The organism is Methylomonas methanica (assembly GCF_001644035.1).
In the GTDB taxonomy this organism is placed as follows: Bacteria; Pseudomonadota; Gammaproteobacteria; order Methylococcales; family Methylomonadaceae; genus Methylomonas; species Methylomonas methanica_A.
In genome coordinates, this window is record NZ_LUUG01000044.1 from 1 (window position 1) to 25440 (window position 25440).

At 53.1% G+C, this 25440-nt stretch carries 17 protein-coding genes; 4 read left to right on the plus strand and 13 right to left on the minus strand.

From position 1 onward, the window contains the following. Positions 1-180: 180 nt before the first annotated feature. The 9 genes from A1332_RS02085 to A1332_RS02125 form a co-directional block, all read right to left on the minus strand. Entirely contained in the window at positions 181-498 is a 318-nt protein-coding gene (locus A1332_RS02085) for a transposase (protein WP_231890186.1), read from the minus strand. Between the two features lie 500 nt (positions 499-998). Next, entirely contained in the window at positions 999-1988 is a 990-nt protein-coding gene (locus A1332_RS02090) for a hypothetical protein (protein WP_064006923.1), read from the minus strand. A 58-nt stretch (positions 1989-2046) separates the two neighbouring features. After that, the gene (locus A1332_RS02095) at positions 2047-3459 is read right to left on the minus strand and encodes an MBOAT family O-acyltransferase (protein ID WP_064006924.1); all 1413 of its coding nucleotides are present in this window, start codon (positions 3457-3459) and stop codon (positions 2047-2049) included. Positions 3460-3578: 119 nt separating this feature from the next. After that, on the minus strand, positions 3579-4559 hold the full coding sequence (mltB, locus tag A1332_RS02100; RefSeq protein ID WP_331709863.1) for a lytic murein transglycosylase B: 981 nt from the start codon (positions 4557-4559) through the stop codon (positions 3579-3581). Between the two features lie 13 nt (positions 4560-4572). Next, a complete protein-coding gene (gene rodA / locus A1332_RS02105; RefSeq protein WP_064006926.1) occupies positions 4573-5703 on the minus strand; it encodes a rod shape-determining protein RodA in 1131 nt (376 codons plus the stop codon). Further along, positions 5700-7550, minus strand: coding sequence for a penicillin-binding protein 2 (gene mrdA / locus A1332_RS02110; protein ID WP_064006927.1), 1851 nt, complete (start codon positions 7548-7550; stop codon positions 5700-5702). Before mrdA ends, rodA begins: the two co-directional genes overlap by 4 nt. Before the next feature lie 6 nt (positions 7551-7556). After that, positions 7557-8045, minus strand: coding sequence for a rod shape-determining protein MreD (gene mreD / locus A1332_RS02115; protein ID WP_082879488.1), 489 nt, complete (start codon positions 8043-8045; stop codon positions 7557-7559). Beyond that, positions 8032-8928: a rod shape-determining protein MreC gene (mreC, locus tag A1332_RS02120; RefSeq protein ID WP_064006929.1), complete on the minus strand. Its 897-nt coding sequence runs from the start codon at positions 8926-8928 to the stop codon at positions 8032-8034. The genes mreD and mreC overlap by 14 nt, the downstream gene beginning before the upstream one ends. 182 nt (positions 8929-9110) lie before the next feature. Further along, entirely contained in the window at positions 9111-10154 is a 1044-nt protein-coding gene (locus A1332_RS02125; protein ID WP_020484718.1) for a rod shape-determining protein, read from the minus strand. 114 nt (positions 10155-10268) lie between these two features. Between A1332_RS02125 and gatC the strand changes: the two genes are divergently transcribed. The 4 genes from gatC to gatB are packed head-to-tail and all read left to right on the plus strand — an operon-like array spanning position 10269 to position 14092. After that, positions 10269-10556, plus strand: a complete 288-nt coding sequence (gene gatC / locus A1332_RS02130; RefSeq protein WP_064006930.1) for an Asp-tRNA(Asn)/Glu-tRNA(Gln) amidotransferase subunit GatC — start codon at positions 10269-10271, stop codon at positions 10554-10556. 8 nt (positions 10557-10564) lie between these two features. After that, positions 10565-12016, plus strand: coding sequence for an Asp-tRNA(Asn)/Glu-tRNA(Gln) amidotransferase subunit GatA (gatA, locus tag A1332_RS02135; RefSeq protein WP_064006931.1), 1452 nt, complete (start codon positions 10565-10567; stop codon positions 12014-12016). 12 nt (positions 12017-12028) lie between these two features. Continuing rightward, positions 12029-12634 carry a Uma2 family endonuclease gene (locus A1332_RS02140; protein ID WP_064006932.1) on the plus strand — a complete coding sequence of 202 codons (606 nt, stop codon included), beginning with the start codon at positions 12029-12031 and terminating at the stop codon, positions 12632-12634. Between the two features lie 18 nt (positions 12635-12652). After that, entirely contained in the window at positions 12653-14092 is a 1440-nt protein-coding gene (gene gatB / locus A1332_RS02145; RefSeq protein WP_064006933.1) for an Asp-tRNA(Asn)/Glu-tRNA(Gln) amidotransferase subunit GatB, read from the plus strand. 118 nt (positions 14093-14210) lie between these two features. Here gatB and A1332_RS02150 read toward each other — a convergent pair whose 3' ends face one another. The 4 genes from A1332_RS02150 to A1332_RS02170 form a co-directional block, all read right to left on the minus strand. Continuing rightward, a complete protein-coding gene (locus A1332_RS02150) occupies positions 14211-19373 on the minus strand; it encodes a RecQ family ATP-dependent DNA helicase (protein WP_064006934.1) in 5163 nt (1720 codons plus the stop codon). A 323-nt stretch (positions 19374-19696) separates the two neighbouring features. Continuing rightward, complete coding sequence (locus tag A1332_RS02155) at positions 19697-20677, minus strand: nitrate- and nitrite sensing domain-containing protein (RefSeq protein ID WP_064006935.1); 981 nt, start codon at positions 20675-20677, stop codon at positions 19697-19699. A 21-nt stretch (positions 20678-20698) separates the two neighbouring features. After that, positions 20699-21871, minus strand: a complete 1173-nt coding sequence (locus tag A1332_RS02160; protein WP_064006936.1) for a methyl-accepting chemotaxis protein — start codon at positions 21869-21871, stop codon at positions 20699-20701. A gap of 386 nt (positions 21872-22257) precedes the next feature. Further along, entirely contained in the window at positions 22258-25416 is a 3159-nt protein-coding gene (locus A1332_RS02170) for a type I restriction endonuclease subunit R (RefSeq protein WP_064006938.1), read from the minus strand. Between the last annotated feature and the right edge of the window lie 24 nt (positions 25417-25440).

Genomic DNA, 25440 nt, shown 5'->3' on the forward strand with positions numbered 1-25440 from the left:
GTGGAGTCACGGATTCAGGAAATACTCAATCCTGTCAACTAAAGCCCTAAGGAACCTCCGAAAAACAACCATTTTTAACGGCATTCACTGTCAAAGTGAGTAAAAAATTTCAATATTCGCTCGGTTTTTGATCAAACCATTGGTTGTTCGCGAAGAACTCGCCCGTTTCCGGGTCTATTTTCAAATTTCGGACGTAATCAGACTCCGACGTTCATAAGCGTCACCGCGCAGCACGTTGGCAATCGCCGTCAGGAATGTCAAACGCGCCGCGTTTTTGGCCAAGCCGCGATAGCGATTCTTGGCATAACCAAAACGAATTTTGATATCCCGAAACACGTGCTCGACCTTAGCGCGGCGGCTGGCTAGTTCGCGGGCAGCCTGGCGCAGTAACTGGGCCTGCTCGCAATCGTCTTGGGTTAACTGGGCCAATTTGCCCGGACGCATCGCAATCACGCAGACCGGGGCGCTTTCGCTGGGCATCTCAGAACGTTTGTCCAAGCCTTGATACCCGATCGCCGTGTACAAATTGTTCCTCACCGTGCAGTAACGACGCGGCTTCGACAATGTCGCTAAGGATGAGTCGGATTAGGCGACGGCGGAGCAGCAGGAGTTCGGCGACACAGAGGTGCGGCATATTGGGAATGGTTATGGGCTTACCACAGCTTATCCCTTCTGAGTTTTAGCAGGCCAGCGAAAACTCAGAAGCAGTTACCGCCCAACGATTTTGAGGCCTCAAAAAAATAGAATAAACAATCTAAAAATGATGGCCTTTTCCCTGCCCAACAACGACGATACTCGAAAGGTTGGTTTGCGACCTGAGCCTGGAAGACCGAATCCAAGCCATGTAGCGATCTAGTAAATACCCCCTGCTTCTCTTGTACCATGGGAGCACTTAACCTACCGGAGAACCCAACAGAAATAGGCTTCCACAAACTCCGCCCGAACCAAATACCTACAATAAATAGTGTCTGATTCATCGTTTTTTCCCAGTACCGAATTCAAAAAACCGCTTTGGCTTTCAATCCCGAAACCAGCTGTTCGGTAAAAGCCTGCTTATCTCGCACATCCAAATGCGAGCCATCCGGCAATGCAAAGTTTAAAGCCGGATAATCCTGAGAATTAAAAGTAATTGCTCGGCTATGGGCGGCGAATACATCCCAACCGAATTGGCGCGGGCTACGGTGCTCATCGATAGCGAAAATCAATCCCGTCATCGGGAAATTGATAAAGGCGATTTTGCCGCCCCGCTCCAGAATCCGGTTGCTTAGGCGATTGACGTAGAAAAACTGCTCCGGTGCATAATGGGTCGGAGCCGATTGTTGCAAGGCGTCGATCACCAAGCGTTCGAAATCGGCTTGCGAAGCCACTTTAGCGAGATCGACCGTTTGCCCAAGGTTGCGTAACACCCGCTGAATATAAAACATCGGTTGTTCGACCAATTGATAATCGGCATCGCGTTGCCGATTGGGTTTAGTGCTGAGATAAAGCGGCCTAACCTTGCCAGGCGTGATCAAGCGTATCAGCAGGTCGCTGGCCGGCATGCCGCTAGCGTATAACGCGGACCATTGTTGCACTTGGCTTTTCAATAGCGTTTCGAGTTTGGGCGCCACCAAGGCTTGGTATTCCCGGTGATAAAAATCTATCCATTCGTTAGCCCGGTCGGTATGCTGCTTTTCTACCAACTTCCAGACATCGCCGGACACCAGCACGGTGCCGGTGATACTCTCATCAGCGGCTAAATCAGCCAACACCGGTAAAAACTCCGAACCGTCTATCGCCAGCTGTACCGGTGTCAAACCGGTTGTGGCAGCCAACACATCCAGGTCCACATCCAGTTGCATCCGCGAGTCGCCGACTAAAATCAACGCCTGCTTGCCCAACAAAACGGCTTTGCTACGCTCGGTGGCCCATAATTCCTTGCTGTCCTGCACCGTGGGTTGAAAGCCGATTTGCCGTAACCTCAGCTCGACGACCGTTAATAAAAGCACCCCTATTAACGTGCCAATCAAAAAGCTCTGTTTAAGGTCTTGCCGTGGCAAGCGATCACTAGAATTGGAAGTAGATGAATGCACGACTGTCACCCGTAGAAAAAATACCCACACAAACCATCAACAAGGCGATGACGCTGGTTTTGACCATGGATGAGAAATTATCGAATCGTTGTTCAAGCCTGATTTCCCGACTAGCCATGTGCCAAATCAGTGTTGTAGTCATTACCGCCACGACTACAATCCTGCTGAGCATGGCTAATTCGCTACTGCCGGTCGTATTGGTCAGCGCCTCTACTATTGCCGCTAAATTGTCGAAACCTTGCGCGCGAAACGGAATCCAGGTCAACGACACGATTACAAATGTCAGCAAGATCAAAACCAATTTTGGCGCCAGCCCTGTTGGACGATAAGCCGTGATTTGTTTGATGCCGTGTTCAATGATCAGAAACAAGCCGTGCAAACAGCCCCAGACCGCAAAGGTCCAGGCCGCGCCGTGCCACAATCCACCCAAAATCATCACCAACACTAAATTAAACGCGGTCCTGATCGGCTTGCCCCGGCTACCGCCCAAACTAAAATACAGATAATCCCGCAGCCAACTGGACAGCGAAATATGCCAGCGCTTCCAGAAATCCGAGAAGCCCAGCGCGCCGTAAGGGCAATGAAAATTATCCGGCAAGCTAAAGCCCAAGGTCAGCGCGGCACCGATTGCGCATAAGGAATAACCGGCAAAATCGAAAAAGATTTGCCCGGAAAACGCCAGCACCCCCAACCAGACATCCAAACCTGGAAACGCGCCGGGCGTCGCGTAAATCTGATCGACTACCGGTGCCAGGGCAGTGTCTGCCAAAATGGCCTTGGCGAATATTCCAAATAAAAACAGCGTCAGTCCCCAAATAAATTGTTCGCTGCTGGCTTTTTGCGGGGTTTTACACTGGGGCAAAAACTGCGGTGCGCGGACAATCGGCCCGGCCACCAGCTGTGGAAAAAACGTCACGAACAAGGAAAAATCCAGAAAACTGGTTTCGGCGGGCGTTTTGCGTTGATAAACGTCCAGCGTGTAGGACAAGGTCTGGAAGGTATAAAAGGAAATACCTATTGGCAACACGATGCCCAAAGGCAGCGGTTGATAATTGATCCCCGTCAATCCGAGCACGGCGGCAAAACTTTGATTCAAGAAATCCGCGTACTTGAAAAACCCCAGAAACCCCAGATTCACCAACAAACTAATCGTCAGCAAGCCTTTGCGGCGTTCCTGGTTTTTCGCGGCCGCCATGGTTTTGGCCAGAAAAAAATCCACTGTGGTGGAAATCCACAGCAACACCACGAACGGTGGATTCCAGGCCGCATAGAACAGGTAGCTGGCTATTAGCAAAACAATTTTTTGCGCTCGCCAATTGCTTATCGAGTAATGCAGAGCTAAAACGACTAGCCAAAAAATCAGAAATAAAAACGAATCAAATTGCATAGGCCGGCTGCCAGGTGAAACAGGAGCGACAGTATCGGCCCTGTAAAGTCAGATATAAGCGCTAGCAAGTTTGCTTTTGCTAGTGCCGGACAAGAATAGTCCATCAATGGCAGTCATGCTTAAGAAGCCTTACGGGCGGCAATGGCTTGGCTTAGTTGATAGACAGCCATCGCGTAAAGCGGGCTGTGGTTGTAGCGGGTAATCACATAGAAGTTATGCAGCCCCACCCATAAGTCTTCTCCCACTTGTTGCTGGTAAGCCAGCAGTTTGACCGTTTCGCTGGCGGCTAATTGTGTCGGGACATCCACCCCTAAGCGGCGCAATTCGCCGACATTAGTATCGGGTTTAACGCCCTTGCCTAGCGCTTGCCGATAAGCGTCGCCGCGCGCAGTGACCGGGTAAGCCACAGCCCCGCCGGGTTGCCATTGGTTGCGGACGAAATAGTTTGCCACACTGGCTATGGCGTCGGCGCTATTGGTCCAGATATTCCTTTTGCCGTCCAGATCAAAATCCTTGGCATAGCCGCGAAAACTGCTGGGCATGAATTGCGGCAAACCCATCGCGCCGGCGTACGAGCCCATGGGTTGCAGGGGATCCATATGTTCTTCGCGGGCTAACACCAGGAATTGTTCCAACTCTTTCAAGAAGAACTCGCTACGCGGCGGATAGGCAAAACCCAAGGTCGCCAGCGCGTCGATCACCCGGTATTTGCCGGTATGCGCGCCGTATTTGGTTTCCACACCGATAATGGCGATGATGATTTCCGCCGGCACGCCGTATTGACTTTCCACGGCTTTCAAGGCTGCTTCGTTATCTTTCCAAAACTGCACGCCGCCGGCGATGCGCGCTTCGGTCATGAATATCTCGCGGTACTGAAACCAGGGCTTGCCTTCCGCCGGTTTGGACATCGCATCCAGAATGGGCTGTTGGATTTGCACAGCCTTGAACAGGTTGCGCAATTCCGCTTCGTTGAAATGCTGTTGCTTGACCAGGTTATGAATAAATTGTTTGAAGCTGTCGGTTTCGGCGACCTCAGCGGACGCCGAGCCCGCGCCAACTAGGGTGGCAGCTAACAGCCAGGCGGATAGTTTCATTTTCATGTGCATAGACCAATTAAACGGGTAGTAATTTACGGTGCGTATGAATGGACATCAGAATGCCAAAGCCGGCCATCAAGGTCACCATTGAGGTGCCGCCGTAACTCACTAGCGGCAACGGCACGCCGACCACCGGCAATACGCCGATCACCATGCCGATATTCACAAATACATAGACAAAAAAAGTAAACGCCAAACTACCGGCTAACAGGCGCGAATAGGTATCCTGCGCTTGCACGGCGATATAAAAACACCGGCTGATGACCAGCAGATACAAAACCAGCAGACCGACGCAGCCGAACAGGCCAAACTCCTCGGCAAACACCGCAAAGATAAAGTCCGTAGAGCTTTCCGGTAAAAAATCCAGTTCCGCCTGACTACTGCCCAGCCAGCCCTTGCCGTTGATGCCGCCGGAACCGATAGCGATTTTCGACTGGATGATATGGTAACCGGCACCCATCGGATCGGCTTCCGGATTCATAAACGTCAATACTCTATTGCGCTGATAATCGCGCATGAAATGCCACAAAACCGGCGTCAAAGACGCCAGTAAAGCCACAATGCCCAGCATGAACCACCAGGATAAGCCGGCAAAGAACAATACCGCCGCCCCGGAGCTGGCAACCAATAGCGAGGTCCCCAAATCCGGCTGTTTTGCGATCAGCAAAACCGGCACAATCAACAGAGTCGCCGCGCCCAACACATGCTTGGGTTTGGGCGGCAAGGCGCGCTCCGACAAATACCAGGCCACCATCATCGGCGCGCTGATTTTGGTAAATTCGGAAGGCTGAAAACGAAAAAACCCAAGATCCAGCCAACGCTGAGCGCCCATACTGATCTGCCCCATCACCGCTACCGCCAATAGCAGCAACACACACACGCTGAACAGGGCCACTGAAAAAGTTTGGAAGCGGCGCGGGTTGATATGCGCCAACACGATCATCAGTAAAATGGCGAAACCCATACGGGTGGCGTGCCGAATCAGCAGGGGCAGTTCCTGGCCGCCGGCACTGTATAAAATCACAAAACTGGTGGCGCAGATCAGTAACAAGCCGATGAACAGCGGAATGTCGATATGCAGCTTTCTGAGCAAATTTCCTAGCAGCGACGGTGGCTGGAATTGTTCGTTGCGCATTTCGGTTCTCATGGCTGAGCATCCTTTTTCTGATTCAGATAGGCATCGATAATTTCGCCGGCAATCGGCGCCGCCACCGAGCCGCCGTGACCGCCGTGCTCGGCGATGATAGCCACCGCGATTTGCGGATCGTGCACCGGGGCAAAAGCTATGAATAAAGCATGATCGCGCATTTTAAAGTCGATGGCGTCCTCGTTGTATTTCTCTTCCTGCTTGATGGTAAACACTTGCGCTGTCCCAGTCTTGCCGGCAATTTGATACGTAATGGCCTTGGCCAAGCGGCCGGCGGTACCCCTGGAACCGTGCACCACATTGGTCATGCCTTTGATGATATTTTCGACATTTTGCGTTTTCAATGGGATCAAGGCATCGGCTTTACCGCCGATCATGTCGGCATAATCGGCGCTGATTATGCTATGCACCAGATGCGGCGTGATCACTTTGCCATAGCTGGCGAGCGTTGCCGTGGCATGGGCCAATTGCAAAGGGGTGGCCTGGGTGTAACCCTGACCAATTCCGGTAATCAGCGTTTCGCCGGGAAACCAGGCCTGACTGCGGTAATGTTTTTTCCAATCCTTGGACGGCATCAAACCGTCAACTTCACCGACCAAATCAATCCCGGTTTTCCGACCGAAACTGAATTTATCCATAAATGCATGCATCTTATCGATGCCTAGAGCCAGCGCCAGATCGTAGAAATAGACGTCGCAGGACTGGGTGATCGCATCGTTCATGTCGACCATGCCATGCCCGCCCTTTTTCCAGTCGCGATACTTGTGATCGACATTCGGCAATTTGTAATAGCCTGGGCAGAATAAACGGTGGTTGAATTCGGTGACGCCGTATTCCAGACCAGCCAAGGCCAGAAACGGTTTGACGGTCGAGCCGGGCGGATACTGGCCGCGCAAGGCCCGATTATAGAGCGGCTGATCCGGCGAATCCTGCAAGGCCTTGTATTCTTTTCCGGTAATACCCGAAACAAACGGATTGGGGTCGAAACCGGGCCGGCTGGCGAACACCAGTACGCCGCCGGTCTTAATTTCAATCGCCACCGCTGCACCGTTGTATTCCGATAAGGCATCGTAGGCGATTTTCTGTAAATCGATATCCAAGGTTAGATAGATGTTGGAACCGGACACCGGCTCCACTGTCGCCACGGTATTGACTGCCCTGGCCTGAGCGTTGGTTTCTATCTCTTCGTAACCGGCGGTACCTAACAGATGCTCTTCGTAGGTTTTCTCAATGCCTGTTTTACCTATGTGGTTGGTACCCCGATATTTCGCCAGCGGCAAGGTTTGCATTTCCTTCTCATTGATCCGCCCCACATAGCCCACGACATGGGACGCCAAGTCACCATAAGGATAATGCCGCACTAAGCGCGCATAAACATCGACACCGGGAAAATACGGCCTGACTACTGCGAATTTCGCCACATCCTCGTCACTGAGGTTTTGCAATAACGGCGTGCTGGTAAAGGATTTGTTGCGCTTGCGCTGCTTTTGAAAAAGATCGATTTTTTCTTCGGAAATGTCCAGCAACTTTTGCAGCCGCAACAGGGTGTCGTCGATATTTTCGATCTGTTCGGGAATCAGTTCCAAGCTGTAGGTCGGCACATTTTCCGCGAGCATCCGGCCCTTGCGATCATAAATCACCCCACGAGTTGGCGGCAGCGGCGAAATCTTGATGCGGTTATCCTTGGATAATGTCGCATAGTGCTCGTGACCGACCACCTGCAAATACACCAAGCGCACCACCAGGCCGGCGATCAAAAACAGGATCAGGATAAAAGCCGCGACGATGCGGCTTAAAAATAAGCGACTTTCGGCAAGCGGGTCTTTGATGGCGAATTTTCTATCCATGCTCCGTTAGACGATGCGCGCCATTACCCGAATATAGCGCAGCACCACAAACACCAGCGGCCACACCAAGGTACCGGATAACACCGGATACCAAAACGCCAGGGGCAGGCGATTGCCAGCTTGCATGCTTTCCGTGCCGAAAATAATGCTCTGCGATGCAAACAAGCACAAAAACACAAACACGCATTGCTGCACCATCGGAAATTGCCGCAAACGCCGGTGCTCGTTGATACTGAAATAGCAAATCAGCGCATAGATTAAGGCGTACTGGCCGAGCAAGCGGCCGGTTAAGACATCGGTCAACAAACCTATCGACCAAGCGCTGAACACGCCAAACCGTTCGGGCAAGGCAATGGACCAATAAATCAACACCAGTACAATCCAGTCCGGATTGAATACATCCATGCTGGGAAACAGCGACATGACCCGCAGCACCATCGCCGCTCCTATGGTGGCGAAGAAGTAAACGGTGGCCGCAAAATCAAGGCGCGACATTCTCTGCATCCTTGGGTTCGGGTTCTGCCGGGGCTTTGCCCGGTTCCCCTAACACGACCGGCGTGGAGTGACTCCAGACGATCAAAAACTCGCGGCTTTTATCCAATTCCGCTTTGGGCGTGGCGTAGATATTGGCAAAGGATTTGTCCGGTCTGGCTTCAAACTTATCGACCACGGCCACCGGATAACCGGCCGGAAACACACCGCCAAGCCCAGAGGTAACCAGTAAATCACCCGGCACGATGTCGGCGTTATTGGCTAGAAACGGCAAATGCAGGCGATTAGGCTGGCCGGTACCGAAAGCAATGGTACGCAAACCGTTGCGGTTGACCTGTACCGGTATGGCATGATCCGGATCGGTAATCAGCATCACTTCCGAGCTGGACGGTAAAGCCCTCACCACCTGGCCGACAATGCCATTGGCATCCAACACCGGTTGTTCAGGATGTACACCAAAACGCGAGCCTTTGTTGACCACCACGGTATGTTCATAAGGCGCAAGTTTTACCGAAACCAGCTCAGCGACCAGCACCTGCTCGCCAAGCTGAAAGGAATTTTCCAACAGCATCCGCAGACGGGTGTTTTCTTTTTCCAAGGCCGCGAATTTCAGCAATTTCGCGTCATTTACAAACTGGGCCTCTTTCAAACGCCGATTTTCTTTTTGCAATTCCACAAAAGAAATGACCGTTCCGGAAACCGTCTGGTAAAAATCGACCGGCAGGCTGGCAAGCGACTGTAATGGATAGGTAAACACCGACAACAAGGAGCGTAACCGCTCCAGGCGTTCACTACGGTAATCGATCACTAACATCGAAATGGATACCAGTAATGCCACCAGTAAACGGGTATTAAGCGAAGGGCCTTTGGCAAATAAGAGTTTTATGGCAAACCTCTAACAATCAAAACGCGACAAGCAAGACCGGCACCCATCGACGCGAAAGCAAGAACAATCAACCTCCGCTGACTGGCATATTATGTGCCGAGCGGCATAAATTTCATAGAAAAGGCCGCTGTAGCCACTTTGCGCGGTTACAGCGGCCTTTCAGAGATGTTTGGCAGCGGCGCTTATTCCAAAGAAAACGCCGAAGCACCTTTAGAATCCAACATTTCCAACACCATGCCACCGCCTCGGGCCACGCAAGTCAAAGGATCGTCGGCAATATACACCGGCAGGCCGGTTTCCTCGGAAATCAAGCGATCAATATCTTTTAACAAGGCACCGCCGCCAGTCAACACAATACCGCGACTGGCCACATCCGCGCCCAGCTCCGGTGGGGTTTGTTCCAACGCAACTTTCACCGCGCTGACGATGCCGGATAACGGCTCTTGCAAGGCTTCCAGAATTTCGTTGCTGTTCAGCGAGAAACTGCGCGGCACGCCCTCGGCCAGATTGCGGCCGGTAACCTGCATTTCCCGGACTTCGCTGCCGGGATAGGCCGCGCCGATTTGATGTTTGATTTTTTCGGCGGTCGCTTCGCCGATCAAGGTACCGTAATTACGGCGTACGTAGCTGATGATCGCGTCGTCGAAGCGGTCGCCGCCGATTCTAACCGACGCCGAATAGACTATGCCGTTCAGGGAAATCACCGCCACTTCCGAAGTGCCGCCGCCAATATCCAATACCATGGAACCATGCGCGGTATCCACCGGCAAACCGGCACCTACAGCAGCCGACATCGGCTCTTCGATCAAATACACTTCTCTGGCGCCGGCCATGGCTGCCGATTCGCGAATCGCGCGTCGCTCTACTTGAGTAGAGCCGCAAGGCACGCAGATCAAAATGCGCGGACTGGGCCGCAGCAATTTGTTTTCATGCACTTTTTTGATAAAAAATCGCAGCATGCGCTCGGTGACCGCGAAATCGGCGATAACGCCGTCTTTTAGCGGCCGGATTGCGGTGATATTGCCGGGCGTACGGCCCAGCATGCTTTTGGCATCGGCACCGATGGCGGCGATGGTTTTTTGGCCGCGAATTTTATCTTCTTTAATCGCCACCACGGAAGGCTCGTTGAGTACGATTCCCTGGCCTGGAACATAAATTAACGTATTTGCCGTCCCTAAATCGATCGACAAATCATTGGAAAATAGGCCACGAATTCTTTTAAACATTTTATGCAGTACCCTAAGCGCACACGGAAAATCCCACTACTTTAACAATCAAGCAGGTATTTGAGCAAGATATAAAGTATCATAGTTTTACTAAGAAAACCTGGAGTTAGAAGAATGTCGTTAACGGCGAATGACGTTAAAAAAATCGCTCACCTGGCAAGGCTGGGCATTGCTGAACAAGATGTCGAACACTATGCAAAAGACCTATCCAGCGTACTGGAATTAATGACGCAGATGGGCCGGTTAAACACCGCCGGCGTAACGCCGATGGCGCATCCGCTGGACCAAATGCAACGCCTGCGCGAAGACGCCGTGACTGAAACCGATCAGCGCGACCATTTCCAAACCATCGCCCCGCAAACCGAAGCCGGATTGTACCTGGTTCCCAAAGTCATCGATTAAGGACGATTATGCACAAAAAAAACCTTAGCGAACTGGCAGCAGGGCTGCGCAGTAAAGAATTTTCCAGCGTCGAACTCACCCAATTCTTCTTGGGCCGCATTAGCCAGCACCAGGACCTGAACGCGTTTATCACCGTTAGCGCAGAAAGCGCATTGCAACAAGCCCAGGCCGCCGATCAACTGCTTGCTGCCGGCAACGCCGGACCGTTGGCCGGCATCCCCATCGCCCAAAAAGATATTTTCTGCACGCTAGGCGCGAAAACCAGCTGCGGCTCGAAAATGTTGGACAATTTTATCGCCCCCTACAACGCAACCGTGGTTGAACACTTCAACAGCGCTGGCGCAGTGATGCTGGGCAAATTGAACATGGACGAATTTGCCATGGGTTCGTCCAACGAAAACAGTTTTTACGGCCCGGTACGCAACCCCTGGGCAACCGATTGCGTACCCGGCGGCTCGTCCGGCGGCTCGGCGGCGGCAGTTGCTGCGCGCCTGGCGCCTGCGGTGACAGGCACCGACACCGGCGGCTCGATTCGCCAACCGGCCGCGCTTTGCGGCATCACCGGTCTGAAGCCGACTTACGGCCGTGTGTCCCGTTACGGCATGATCGCCTACGCCTCGAGTTTGGACCAAGGCGGACCGATGGCGCGGAGCGCCGAAGATGCTGCTTTGTTGCTGCAAACCATGGCCGGCTTCGACCTCAAAGATTCCACCAGCGTCGATCAAGCCGTGCCCGACTACAGCACCGGTTTGAACGACAGCCTGCAAGGCTTGAAAATCGGCCTGCCGAAACAGTTTTTCAGCGCCGAGCTGGACAGCCAAATGGCTGCCACCATTCAGGCCGCCATAGCCGAGTATCAAAAGCTGGGCGCGGAAGTCAAAGAAGTGGATATGCCCAACCTGAACTTGGCCATTCCCGCCTATTACGTCATCGCCTCCGCCGAATGCTCATCTAATCTGTCCCGTTACGATGGAGTGCGTTTTGGTTACCGTTGCAAAAACCCTGCCGACCTAACCGACCTTTACACCCGCTCGCGCGGCGAAGCCTTCGGCGCCGAAGTGAAACGCCGCATTCTGATGGGGACTTACGCATTATCGGCCGGTTATTACGACGCTTATTATTTAAAAGCCCAACAAGTGCGCCGCCTGATCAGCGACGACTTCAAACGCGCGTTGAGTGAAGTCGACGTGTTGATGGGCCCCGTCACACCCAGCACAGCATTTAAAATAGGCGAAAAAACCAGTGATCCCATTCAAATGTATCTGGAAGACATCTACACAATAGCCATCAACCTGGCCGGTCTGCCGGCGATGTCGATTCCGGCCGGCTTCATTGACGGCAAACCGGTCGGCCTGCATGTCATCGGCAATTACTTCAGCGAAGCCAAATTGCTGAACGTCGGCCATCGCTACCAGCAAGTCACCGACTGGCATCAACAAGCTCCTAAAGGTTTTGAATAACGGAGATTAGTGATGGCTAAGATCACCGAATTGTCGCAGCTGGATATTAACGGCACATACAGCTACGCCGATTATCTAACCTGGCAACTGCAGGAAAGCGTTGAGCTGATCAAGGGCAAGATCATGGCAATGTCGCCTTCACCCAGCGTAAAACACCAGACGGTGATTACCAACCTGGGAGGTCGGCTGTACCAGCATTTTCATAAAAAACCGTGCAAATTATTTTTTGCCCCGTTTGATGTCAAACTCTACGATAGCCGCAAATCCAAACTCAGTGATCGGGACGTCTTCAGCGTGATACAGCCCGACTTATGCGTGATTTGCGACAAAAACAAGCTCACCGAACAAGGCTGCGACGGTTCGCCAGACTGGATCATAGAAGTACTCTCGCCGGGCAACAGCAAACGCGAATTACGATTGAAATTTGACTTATACCAGGAAAACGGCGTCACCGAATATTGGGCCGTGCATCCCTATGAACAAGCCGTTTATCAATTCGTACTCGATCAAAGCACCGAAAAATACCAGTTACACGCCATGCACCCCGGCGACGAGATCGCCACACCCTATTTATTCCCCGACTTGCAAATCGACCTGAACGACGTTTTTGCCGAATAAGCTTTAAAGGAACCAAGAATGAACTCACAATGGGAAGCCGTCATCGGCCTGGAAATCCACACCCAACTGTCTACTAAGTCCAAAATATTCTCCGGCGCCGCCACCGCTTATGGCGCCGAGCCTAACACTCAGGCTTGCGCAGTGGATTTAGGCTTGCCCGGCGTATTGCCGGTGCTGAATAAAGACGCAGTGCGCAGGGCTGTGACCTTCGGCTTGGCCATTGATGCGGAAATTGCCCCGCACTCGGTGTTCGCCCGCAAGAATTACTTCTACCCGGACTTGCCGAAAGGCTATCAGATCAGCCAGTTCGAGCTGCCCATCGTCGGCAACGGCCATCTGGACATCGAAGTTGATGGCGAGACTAAACGCATCGGCATCACCCGCGCCCATCTGGAAGAAGACGCTGGCAAATCCTTGCACGAAGACTTTCATGGCCTGACCGGTATCGACTTGAACCGGGCCGGTACACCGCTGCTGGAAATCGTCTCCGAACCGGACATGCGCTCGGCCAAGGAGGCAGTGGCTTACATGCGCAAGCTGCACGAACTGGTGCGATACCTCGAAATTTGCGACGGCAATATGCAGGAAGGTTCGTTCCGTTGCGACGCCAACGTCTCGGTCCGCCCGAAAGGGCAAAAAGAATTCGGCACCCGCGCCGAAATCAAGAATATCAACTCTTTCAAATTCGTCGAAAAAGCCATCAATCACGAAATCGAGCGGCAAATCGATGTGATCGAAGGCGGCGGCAAAGTCGTCCAGGAAACTCGGCTTTACGATGCGAACAAAGACGAAACCCGCTCGATGCGCAGCAAGGAAGAAGCCAACGACTACCGTTACTTCCCCGACCCCGACCTGTTACCGGTGTTGATCGAAGACAGTTTGAAGGACGAAGTCCGCGCCACACTGCCGGAATTGCCGGATGCCAAAAAGCAACGCTTCATTGATCAATACGCCCTGGATAACGAAAGCGCCACCACCTTGACCTCATCCCGCGAACTGGCCGACTTTTACGAAACTGTTGTCAAAGCCTCCGGCGGCGAAGCCAAGCTGGCCAGCAACTGGCTGACCGGTGACGTGCTCGGCGCATTGAATAAAGCTGGCTTGGAAATCAGCGATTGCCCAGTCAACGCCGGACGTCTGGCCGGCCTGATCAAACGTATCGCCGACAACACCATTTCCGGCAAAACCGCCAAACAGGTCTTCGACAAACTCTGGAACGGCAGCGACAGCGCCGACGAGATCATCGAAAAAGAAGGCCTGGTGCAAATCACCGACACCGGCGCCATAGAAGCCATCGTCGATAAAGTCATCACAGCCAACCCCGTGCCGGTCGAACAATACCGGGCCGGCAAGGACAAAGCGCTGATGGCGCTGGTGGGGCAAATCATGAAAGAAACCCAAGGCAAGGCCAATCCGGGCGAAGTGAACAAGATGCTGATCGCCAAGCTGAAAAACTAAGTCAGAGGCGCGTCCCGAATCGCTGAATTAATCGTCATCCCCGCGCAAGCGGGGATCCAGAATTTTGATTTTCCTGGGTTCCCGCCTGCGCGGGAACGACGAAATCGGTACCAATAACTTAGGGCTTTCCGACGTTTGTAGCCGGCATGTACAGAATTTCCGGCAATACCACTTCCCAATGCTCGCAACGCAGATTTTCGGAATTACCGGCGGTTTTATGCCTAACCGAAATCGCCGCCACTAGCACCTTAACGATCTCGCCTTTTGGCGGCGTAAAGGCCAGCGCCATCCGTGTGATAGCCACTCCATTTAAATCCGCTAATTCCCATCCGGCTTGTCCCTCGCTTTTGGCCCGTAATATCAACTCGCTACCCACGTCCAGCGCGGCAATCGCCCGATGAATCGGCTTATCGGCAGAGAAATAGCCGGGCCAGGACAACACGACTTGCCCCAAATCGGCTAACCATGTACGTTGCCCCAATTGCTGGAAAGCTGATGAGTATTGCGGTTGCGTTTTAACGCAAAGCGCTTCGCAGTCCCGAACAAAAGCGTGCCTCCCACCGGATCTGGCAGATATAGTCAGAGTTTTACGGGCACGGGTCATAGCCACATAAAACAGCCGCCGCTCTTCGTCGCTGGCTTGCTGCCAGCCGCCGCCATCCAGAATCAGGACATTATCGAATTCCAAACCCTTGGCACGATGCGCCGACAATAACAACAGCGGTGCATGCCGGCTATCGTTTTCGCCGGATTGGCTGCCAGAACCGAATTCGTAAAGCGCGTCGACAAGATTGCTGACCACCTGCTGGCATCCAGGCGCGACCGCCTCGGAGGCAATGATGAATTGCGCCAGCATGGCTCGATAAGGATGTTCGATCAGGTCATCGACAGCCTGCCGATAACGGCGTTTAAACCAGCGCGACAACGCTCCCCAGCGCAATAGTACCCTCGGGTTGCGGGCCTTTCGCCGCTGCTTGTTCAATAAGGCCAGCAAGCCATGGCCTTCCCTAGTGGCATGCAAATTCAGCAGATAATCGTCACGCAGCAAACGCACCGGAATGCCTTGCAAGCGGCACAATTCCGCCATCGGCTCCAGCGTTTCCCAATGTCTAGCAATCACCGCAAAGCGGCCCCAGTGGCTGGTTCCCCCCAAATTCGCCAGCCGGTTCAGCCGCACTAACTCGGCCAACGCCACCTCGACTTCGCCATCCAACGCCGCTGGTGTTTCCAGGATATGCACTCTACCTTGAGTCAAACTATCCAGCTCGGCAAATTCGCCGCCCTCCGCTGCCTCGCGGCGGGCGTGATTAATTTGGATTGCATGCTGGGTTTTCATCCGCTCCCGCACCGGCGCAATTACCCGATTCGCGCAATGAATGATATGCGCCGTGGAGCGATAATTTTCTATCAGATAGAAAGTTTTGGCCTGATAGTCCACGGCAAACTGTTTGATGAAACGCACATTCGCGCCGCCAAAAGCATAGATGTTTTGATCATCGTCACCCACCGCCAACAAGGACAATTTATCGTCCTCGCTATTGATGGCTCTACCGGCCAACGCACTGATTAGCTCGTAATGCTCGGCGTTGATATCCTGATATTCGTCCACCAGCAAATAACGCAAGCCAGACAGCAAGCGGTCGCGTTGAATGCCCGGCCCCAGCTCGTCGCCCTGCTCGGCTTGTTTTAGCAGCGCAGTGGCATGTTTGATTACTGCTGAAAAATCGACCGACTCACCATGCTCGGCAGCCACTGCATAACTGGTGCCGGTCAAGCGCATCGCCAGCCCATGCAAGGTTTGCACGGTCACGCCGGCGGCATCGGCACCAATCAAGGCCCACAAGCGTTTGCGAATTTCAACTGCGGCAAAGCGGTTGTAGCTCAACACCATGATGTCTTCCGGCAACACCATGCATTCGCGCAGCAACCAGGCCACCCGATGCACGATGACCTTGGTTTTGCCGGAACCGGGGCCGGCCAGCACCAACTGACTGCCCTCGGGCGGTGCGGCGACGATGGCTTGCTGCTCTGGGTTTTGCAAATCGGTGAGGATGCGCCGGTGCGCGGCTTCGGTGGTGGCCATTTCCAGAATATCCTGGCGGCCGGCAAAATAGCGGCGCACGAATTCGTGTCTGTCCATGCCAAAGTAATCGACGATAAACGCCATCGCCGCCTGAATTTTGCCCAACGCCAGCCGGGCATATTCCGCCATCACATGCACCTGGATAATCTTGTCTTTGTAATGCAAAGCCAGCTCGGCGTAATCGGATTTTTTAAACTGCCGGCGCCGGGCTTCGGCATTTAGCTGAATACTCATCGCCGCGCGAAACACCGCCTTGCCGCGCGCCAAATGCAATACTTCGTTGCTGTCCAAATAAAGCAGCGCCGCCGCCAGCGCCACATTCCAGTCGCGCACCTCCAGATCCTGCAAGGTCAGATCGGTTTGCAAGGCGGCTTCTAAATCGCCTTGCTTGCAGGTGACCAGCAGATTATTACCCTGCCGCTGCGTCAGAAAGTAATTCAGCAGCGCCTGAGCCAGCCGCATGCGCTTGCTGCGGATGTCATCAATCTTCTGCCAGCTGCGCAGCAATTTGAGATAGCGATTATCCTGGCCCGCCGGGCGTAACGCGAAAAAGCCGCGCTGGCTGGTACTATCGCCAAAGGCTTCGGCAAACGATTTCATCAAGCGGGTCAATTTGTCCGGCGTTAATTCCACGCCGGCATCGCGGCGCAAGGTATCGCACAGCCGCCGCACATTCAGAATCTGCCATTGCTCCCTATCCGCGTCCGGCGCCGCCTCGCGCAGACTGGCGATCAAGGCATCTTCCAGCTTGCGCAAGTCTGCCAGCCGATCCGCCGTGTCGGGATCGCGGTACAGCGTCACGCCGATTTCGGTATCGTTGGAGACCAGTTTAAAGCGGTCAAGCTCCCGTAACATGCTCTGCACTTCGTGAGAGTTTCTGCCAGTCGCCAGCATCAAGTCGTCGGTGCTGATGCCTTCGTCATCTTCGCTGTAAAACAACTGCGACAACAGCGCCATATAAGGCTCAATGTTCGCATTAGGCCCCAGCTTTTTCTGCAGCAAGACCTGAGCTTCTTCGAGACTGGCAACCTGCAAGCTACCCGGAAACACCCGGGTATGATTTTCCTGCCTTTCCAGCAAACGCGCTTCTTCCAGCCAAGCCACCGCGATGCGGACCTTGGTGTCGGCATCGGCGGCGTCGGGATCAATGCCGTGCTTGTCCGGAATTTCCAGCAGGATTTCGCCGCTGGTGACTACCACCGAACCTTCGCTACGGTCTTTACGCTCGATGCTACGCAACGCTTTTAAAATCGCGAGAATATCGTGCTGGGTCAGCCGCGAGTTACGCAGCAAGCGAAACTGCACATCCAGATCGGCATCGTCATACAGCAACACGCACCGCGCCGGATCTTGATCGCGCCCGGCCCGGCCCGCTTCCTGCAAATAGTTTTCCAACGAACCCGGTGTGTCCAAATGGATCACCAAGCGCACGTCGGCTTTATCCACACCCATACCAAAGGCATTGGTAGCGGCGATCACCCGCAGCTCGCCGGCAATAAAGGCATCCTGCACTTGGCGTTTTTGCTCGGGCTGCATGCCGCCGTGGAAATAACCGCAATCCAGCCCGGCCTGTTTCAAAAATTCGGCTGTTTCTTCCACGGTTTTCTGCCGGGCGCAAAACACGATGGCACCGCCCTCGTCCCGCAAACTTTGCTCCAGCAAGCGCAGCACTTCCGGGTATTTGGCTTGCGCCGGCACCGCATGCACTTCATACAGCAGGTTTTCCCTGCTAACGCCGCCAGTCAAACACGTCAGCGTAATACCCAGGCGCTTGCGAAAATGTTCAACAATATCTTGCACCACGTCCGGCTTGGCGGTAGCCGTAAAGCAAAACACCGGCGACGGTTTGTCCTTTTGCCGAGCCTTGATAAAGCGCGACACATACAAATAATCCGGGCGAAAATCGTGCCCCCATTTGGATAAACAATGCGCCTCGTCGAACACCCAGGCGCCCACTTCTCGATGCTGCAAAGCCTTGGCGAACGCCGTACTTCTAAATTGCTCGGGCGCGACAAAGATCAAACCCAAATCACCCAGCCGCAACTTATCCAGCATCACTTGCCGCTCCAAAGGATTCAGCAAGCTATTGATGTAACCGGCGCAGGTGATGCCCCGTGCTTCGAGGTTATCGACCTGATCCTTCATCAAGGACTGCAGTGGCGAGATAATCACTGTCAGACTGCCGTTGCGATAAAAGCGCGCCAAGGCAGGCAGTTGATAACACAAGGATTTGCCGCCGCCGGTCGGCAAAATCGCCAGGGTCGGCGTGCCGGCAAAACCGTGTTCGACGATGACTTGTTGCAAGGACCGGCCATCCTCGGTAGTCGGTGTCGGCCTGAACTGCGTGATGCCCGGAAAATAGCGTGGCAGCAGTTGCGACAGGTCGTGTTGCTCCCGGCACCAGTCGCACGCGGCGTCGCCGCATGGCACATCACGCAAAATAGCAATCAGTTCGCGGGTTTTCGGGAAGGACAAACTCACCCAGGGCGGCAACACCGAATTGCCGCCCGCTACTCGAAGCCAGGCCAGCACATAAGCCAACGATTTACGCCAAGCTGGATCAGGCAAATAGTGAGTAACGATTTGCTGCTGTCCGGCGCGGCACACCTTGCCGTTGGTTGCCCGTTGCCAGGCAGCTTGCACATCAGGCAAGGAAGGCCGCAACGCCGCGCGCAAGCTGGCAAAAAAATTCGCCACGCCTTTACCGTTTTCCGGCGTCAACAAAAAATGCAGACACAGCGCTTCGTCGGGCTGCTCCGCCACCCGCTGTCGCAAAGCCTCGGCCTGGTCCAGAAACAATTCGTAGGCCAGTTCCGCATCGCGGACCGGATCGTTACGGGTGGTGGTGCAGAGTTTGTAGTCTTTCACCAGACGATGATAAGGATTTTGCGGAAAAGCCACCGGCGACAATTCCAGCGTATCGACCAGCGGCAAGCGATGCAGAGCCAGATCGGGATGTAATACCGATAAGGCCGGTTGATCGAAGGCAATCACGTTATGCCCCAGCACAAACGCCGCGCCTTCACTGATTTGATCCAGCTTTTGCCGCAAATCGGCAGCTTTGCCGGCTAATCGCAAGCGCGCATCGGTATCCGGCCGATATGCGCCGATCTCCCGCAGCTTTAAACTATCCTGCCGGGCGGTTTCAATGTCTATGCACAGGCACTTGGCTCGGGTTCTTTCGGGCGGTTGAGCCATTAGGTTGGAAAGGAATGCACTTGAATGTTTAGGTTAGCGACGACTGAAATTGCTTAGCGCTATGTAGGGCTACCCGCCGTACAAAGTTATTCGGGCCAGCGGAACCGGGGCTAACCATAGCGCAACAAGCGGGGTTTGCCTAGCCTACGCGGCTTAGCCAATCGCGCCGACACCTATCTTTGCCAAGATTGTTTGCCTGAGAAAATGCGCAAAACTCTTTAATACTCACTAAACAAGTTCGAATTAATGCACCTCAATTTATTCTACAGCCTCCCACAAGCCTAAATTGCCGCCACCGATAGCATGGGTCTTGGCTCAGTCAGTCAAGAAACCCCATGCTTCAAAACCAACGAAGCCGCTAAAAAAACCAAGCTTGCCAACACCATGGCGAACGATTGCTTGCCGTTGCGTCTGGCGCTTGTAAGCTGGTTTTGCAAGGTATGGTTTGTAATCACTTCTCCCTGATCATAAAGGGTAAAAACACTGTTTAATGTTCCGGTGGCCGTTTCAAAGAAAGCGGCGGGATCGATCGCCGGCTTATCCGCGGTCAGCAGTTTTTGCTCGATATGACTAATCAGATGGGCGATGTGAACATGAACTGCCGCCGAAGCGAGCTGAAAGCTGTTGTCGGCGACCATGGCGATTTTAGCGTTGCCCATGCCGGCTTCAACCCGTTCGACGGCCTGACGGATGCGCGTGATCAGAAAACCCAGCTTGATCCTGTCGGTGATCCGACAGTGGCCGGCAGCCGCCACACCGGTGCCAATGGCACGCGCCTGACCTATCGCCTCCGCGGTATCCGGCAACAGATGCCATAGAATTTCTATAAAGCTATACGGACAAATACTTTCCCGGTGTAATTGACTGTGCTCTGCGGTATCCCTGATCAAGTTGAGAACGGCGCCTATCAATAAGCAGTGCCGTTCAAAACTGTCTTCCTTGCTCAGATGCAGCACGCAAGGGTGCAGTTGCTTCCAGGCATCGCGAATGTCGGCGCACGACTGCAACGATTCAGGCGAGCGCTTGAACTGACCCGAAAGCTGATCGAACTGCCGATCAATGTCGGATTGCAGTGCCGCGATCTTGTATTTGAAGCTAAGATCGCCGTTCAAATAAGCGCTCACCATGCCTCGATGTTGCTGTATCTGCGTCAATAATTTTTTCAAGCCGCCGGTAATTTCCAAACTATGCAATTGCCCAAGCAAATGATTAAGGCGCGTCTGGCGTTTTTTATAGAGCATATACGCTGTCGCGCAGGCAAACAACGCAACCAAGAATAACAATAGCGAAACGAAATCGGGCATGGAAGTTCCTCTTATATTTGCTTAATGGGCGACGATTTGCGCCAATTTAGCCAAATGCCTGGCTATTTCCGCCGACTCCTGGGCCGCATTGCTGTTTTGTTCGACGCTGTGAGCGATCGTCTCGATGTTGCGGCCGATTTCCCGGCTTACCTGGGTTTGCTGTTCGGCGCTGGTTGCTATCATCGTTACGTTATTTAAGGCTCGATCGGCATACTGTCGTATCTCGGCCAGCGATTGCTCAACCTCGAAGGCTTTGTTAATGCCTTGTTCCGTTTGATCTCGAGTGGCGGCGATGGACTGCACGGCCAGATAAATTTTCTCCCTGACGGCTTCGGTGGTGCCGGTTATTTCCTCGGCCGATTGTCGCACCCGTTGCGCCAACGAACGTACTTCGTCGGCCACCACGGCAAAACCGCGACCGTATTCCCCGGCTCGCGCGGCTTCTATCGCCGCATTCAGGGCCAGAAGATTAGTCTGATCGGAAATGGCTTTAATCACTTCCGAAATACTGGCGACCTGCTGGGAATGCAATTCCAGATTCCGCATCAGCTGAGCCAGATCCTGAATTTCGCCAAACAGCGCGTTCATATCGGCGATAAAGCTTTCGATGGCGCGATGGCCTTGCCGGGAAAGCTGCTGCGTGGTCGACGATATTTTTTCGGCATCCCGGCATTGCCCCGCCACACCCATGATACTGGCCGACATTTGTTCGATGGCCGCCGCCATCATCGTGGTCCTTTCACGCTGGTTATCGAGCTTTTCAGCGACGAATCCGGCGCCTTGGTTGAGTTGGTCGGCCGCATAAGTCACTTCTTGAATGGAGGCGTGCACGTCGCTCATGCGCCGACCCAACGCTCTCGCCGCTTCGTTAAATCCACCATACAACTGCGATAGCTCATCCTGGCCGGCAATCCTTAGCCGCATATCCAAGTTGCCATGCTGTAACTGTCTATGTGCGCCAATCAATGTCTCAATCCCCGCTGCTAAGGAGGAATAAAGCGCTAACAACGCCACTGTCCAAACCAGATTAGCCGAGCCGATCGCCAACCATTGCGCCCCGGATAGCGACAAACCCGCATCGACGAGCATGACCAAAGTCAGCACGCCGGCCAAAACAATCAGCGTAAAAATCAGCGTAAACTTACTTTTTAGCTTGAAGCGACCGAGAAACGAGTTAATCAGCGATACGGACATTGTGATGGGCCTTCAGTTGAGACATGCCAATTGTCAGCAATTTTCTCGCCAGCAGTATTGCTCAATGCCTCCTAAGCAAAATAGCGGCAAAATGCACCAAAAGGACGAACCGCGTGTTGGAGTTCACAAAAATTCGCACCAAGTTGACTCGAAAATCGAGAGCGAGTTGACTAGTGCCAGATACCGAAATCCACAAGACCAAAACACCGCGCACGAACACATAGTAACAGGCAATAAAAAAGCCCCACTAAGATCAGTTGGGCTTCTTCATTTTGGGAAGTGGGAGGCTTAAATTATGCGCTAACTATTTGAAATAAATATCAATCTAAGTCATCGATTTATTACAATGCTATTATCAATAAAATCACTGTACGTTCGGTGTATCATTAGCCCGCACTCCAAGCTTCGCTGAGTACCTCGGCTTGTTTTAAACACAGCTCAACCGCTTCATCGGCTTTATCGGGTGGATACTTCCATTTCCTCAGGGCACGCCTGACCAGATTCCGCAATCTAGCGCGCACGCTATCGCGCTTAGCCCAATCGACCGTCGTACTATTACGTAATTGCCCAGTAATATATTTGGCTAGCTCTCTTAAGTTGTTATCACCCAATTCACGTACTGCCGATTCATTTTGAATCAAGGCCCGATAAAAGGCGATTTCGTCCGGATTCAAACCCAGCTTTTCAGCTTGCGCCAAATCGGCTTGCATATCTTTGGCAATCGCAATCAACTCTTCAATCACCTGCGCCGTTTCTATCGCGCGGTTATGGTATTTGCGCAAAGACTCCAGAATGCGCTCAGAGTATTTTTTCTCGGAGACCAGATCGGTTTTCATGCGCGCTTTCACCTCATCGCGCAGCAAACGTTCCAATAAATCCACCGCCAGATTCTTTTCCTTCAGCTTTGCAACATCATCCATAAACTCCGGCGACAGCAAGCCAATATTGGGTTTATCCAAACCCACCAAGCTGAAAATATCATCCACGCCATCGGCCACAATCGCGTTATCGATGATCTGTTTCAGCGCCGAATTTTTCTCTTCATCCGTGCGGCGCTTGTCCACCGTGGTAAATTTGCTAATTGCCGCTTTGACTGCACTGAGAAAGGCAATTTCCTTTTTCAGTGGCTCGACTTCATCCAGCGTAGAGCACAAGGTATACGCGCTGCTTAGCGCGGTCATCACATCCAAAAAGCGCTTTTTACCGTCCAGCTCGCCATTGCTACCTTGCAAACCCAAAATATGATTCATCGCGCCCGGCAATAACTGCAAAGCTTGGGTGGCAAAAGCACTGTAATCAAAGCCCTGCATCATGCCATGCACAATATCCAGCTTTTCGAGTAGCAGCGTATAGGCCTCATGGGTATCCAGGGTCGGGGCGCCTTTGCCTTTGGAATCGGTGTAGGTTTTCAGCGCCTGCTTTAACTCGCTGGCAATGCCGATATAGTCCACCACCAAGCCACCGGGCTTGTCTTTAAATACCCGATTCACCCGCGCAATTGCCTGCATCAAGTTATGGCCTTTCATCGGCTTGTCGATGTACATGGTATGACAACACGGCGCATCAAAACCCGTCAGCCACATATCGCGCACAATCACCAATTGCAGCGGGTCGCTCGAGTCTTTAAAACGTTTTTCAAACAGCTTTTTTGTGGTTTTGCTGTAAATATGCGGCTGTAGCTTGGCGTGATCGGAAGCCGAACCGGTCATGACAATTTTGATCGCCCCCTTGTTGGGGTCGGCATCGTGCCATTCCGGCTTCAGCGCCACAATGGCGTTATACAGCTCCACACAAATATCCCGGCTCATACACACAATCATGGCTTTGCCCGGCATGCTGGCAATGCGGGTTTCAAAATGGCTCACCAAATCCTTAGCCACTTGCTCCACGCGCGGCGCACTACCCACCAGTTTTTCCAAGGCCGCCCATTGTGATTTGGTATTTTCGCGGCTGGCAATATCCTCTTCGTCTTCGATAACCTCGTCCACTTCCGCATTCAAAGCTTCGATATCCGCCGTGTTGATGTCCAGCTTGGCCAGGCGCGATTCATAATAAATCGGCACCGTCGCGCCATCATCCACCGCGTCCTGAATATCGTAAATCGACACATAATCGCCAAAGACCGCGCGCGTGTCTTTATCTTGCGCGGCAATCGGCGTACCGGTAAAGCCGATAAAACTGGCGCTGGGCAAGGCATCGCGCAAATGCTTGGAATAACCAAAGGTATATTGGCCTTTGGCATTTAACTTGGCTTTATCGCCATACTGGCTGCGGTGCGCCTCATCGCTAATCACCACGATATTATGGCGATGGCTCAATACCGGATGGCTGGCCTCATCGGCCAGCAAGGCAAATTTTTGGATGGTGGTAAAAATAATCCCGCCCGCTTGGCGTGCGGCCAACATCTCGCGCAAATCGTCGCGATCACCGGCCTGCACCGGGGTTTGTTTCAGCGTTTCCACCGCCATGCTGAAGGTATTAAACAGCTGACCGTCCAGATCATTTCTATCGGTCACCACCACGATGGTCGGATTATTCATCTCCGGTTGCGCCAATAACTTACTGGCATAACACACCATCGAAATCGACTTGCCCGAACCCTGGGTATGCCATACCACCCCCGCTTTCCCTGAACCAGGCACCACCCGCTGCGCATAATCGGCGCGGGGCTCGGCTGAACGGTTGCCTACCTGTTGCGCGGCAATGACTGTGGCTTTCACCGCCTCGCGTACCGCATGAAACTGATGATACCCGGCAATCTTTTTAATCAGCTGGCCGTCGTCCTGCTCAAACAAAATAAAGTAATGCAGATAATCTAAAAACAATTCCGGCTGAAAAAAGCCCTTCACCAAGGTTTCCAGACGGTATTCAAACAGCGGCTTGTCGTCTTCATTCGCCAGTGTGCGCCACGGCAAAAACCGCTCTTTGTTGGCGGTCAGCGAACCCACCCGCGCATGTAAACCATCACTCACCACCAGCGCCTCATTAAAGATGAATAAATCGCTGATTTCGTCTTTATACGTTTGCAACTGCTGATAAGCCGCCCAAATATCGGCGTTTAGGTCTACCGGATTCTTCAGCTCCAGCACCGCCAACGGCAAGCCATTCACAAACACCACCACATCCGGGCGGCGATGGCCTTTGCTGCCGGCAAGCGTGTATTGATTGACCACCAAGAACTGGTTATTGGCCACCGTGGCAAAATCCAGCAAGACCACATAATCGGTTTTCTCTTCGCCATCGATTTTAAAATCAACCTTCACGCCTTCCAATAACAGGCGATGAAACACGTGGTTGCTTTTGATTAACACCGGCGAATCCGGCTTGGCGATTTGCTGGGATACACGCTCCAAAACATCTAGCGGAATATGCGGGTTGATTTTTTGTAGCTGGCTGAGTAAGCGGTCAAAGAGCACCACTTGGCGGTAATCGACGCGCTCCGGGCGGTCGCCATCAGGGGCGATGTCATAACCATTCACAGAGTCATAGCCGATGGCTTGAAACCAGGTTAGACAAAGTTGTTCCAGTTGGTCTTCCGAGATCATGAGCTGTCCTTGGAGCGCATCCGT

Bases quoted from the DNA above. Each gene is read 5' to 3' on its own strand.
- A1332_RS02095 (WP_064006924.1), bottom strand. From the start codon at position 3,459: ATGCAATTTGATTCGTTTTTATTTCTGATTTTTTGGCTAGTCGTTTTA.
- mltB (WP_331709863.1), bottom strand. From the start codon at position 4,559: ATGAAAATGAAACTATCCGCCTGGCTGTTAGCTGCCACCCTAGTTGGC.
- rodA (WP_064006926.1), bottom strand. From the start codon at position 5,703: ATGAGAACCGAAATGCGCAACGAACAATTCCAGCCACCGTCGCTGCTA.
- mrdA (WP_064006927.1), bottom strand. From the start codon at position 7,550: ATGGATAGAAAATTCGCCATCAAAGACCCGCTTGCCGAAAGTCGCTTA.
- mreD (WP_082879488.1), bottom strand. From the start codon at position 8,045: ATGTCGCGCCTTGATTTTGCGGCCACCGTTTACTTCTTCGCCACCATA.
- A1332_RS02125 (WP_020484718.1), bottom strand. From the start codon at position 10,154: ATGTTTAAAAGAATTCGTGGCCTATTTTCCAATGATTTGTCGATCGAT.
- gatC (WP_064006930.1), top strand. From the start codon at position 10,269: ATGTCGTTAACGGCGAATGACGTTAAAAAAATCGCTCACCTGGCAAGG.
- gatA (WP_064006931.1), top strand. From the start codon at position 10,565: ATGCACAAAAAAAACCTTAGCGAACTGGCAGCAGGGCTGCGCAGTAAA.
- A1332_RS02140 (WP_064006932.1), top strand. From the start codon at position 12,029: ATGGCTAAGATCACCGAATTGTCGCAGCTGGATATTAACGGCACATAC.
- gatB (WP_064006933.1), top strand. From the start codon at position 12,653: ATGAACTCACAATGGGAAGCCGTCATCGGCCTGGAAATCCACACCCAA.
- A1332_RS02150 (WP_064006934.1), bottom strand. From the start codon at position 19,373: ATGGCTCAACCGCCCGAAAGAACCCGAGCCAAGTGCCTGTGCATAGAC.
- A1332_RS02155 (WP_064006935.1), bottom strand. From the start codon at position 20,677: ATGCCCGATTTCGTTTCGCTATTGTTATTCTTGGTTGCGTTGTTTGCC.
- A1332_RS02160 (WP_064006936.1), bottom strand. From the start codon at position 21,871: ATGTCCGTATCGCTGATTAACTCGTTTCTCGGTCGCTTCAAGCTAAAA.
- A1332_RS02170 (WP_064006938.1), bottom strand. From the start codon at position 25,416: ATGATCTCGGAAGACCAACTGGAACAACTTTGTCTAACCTGGTTTCAA.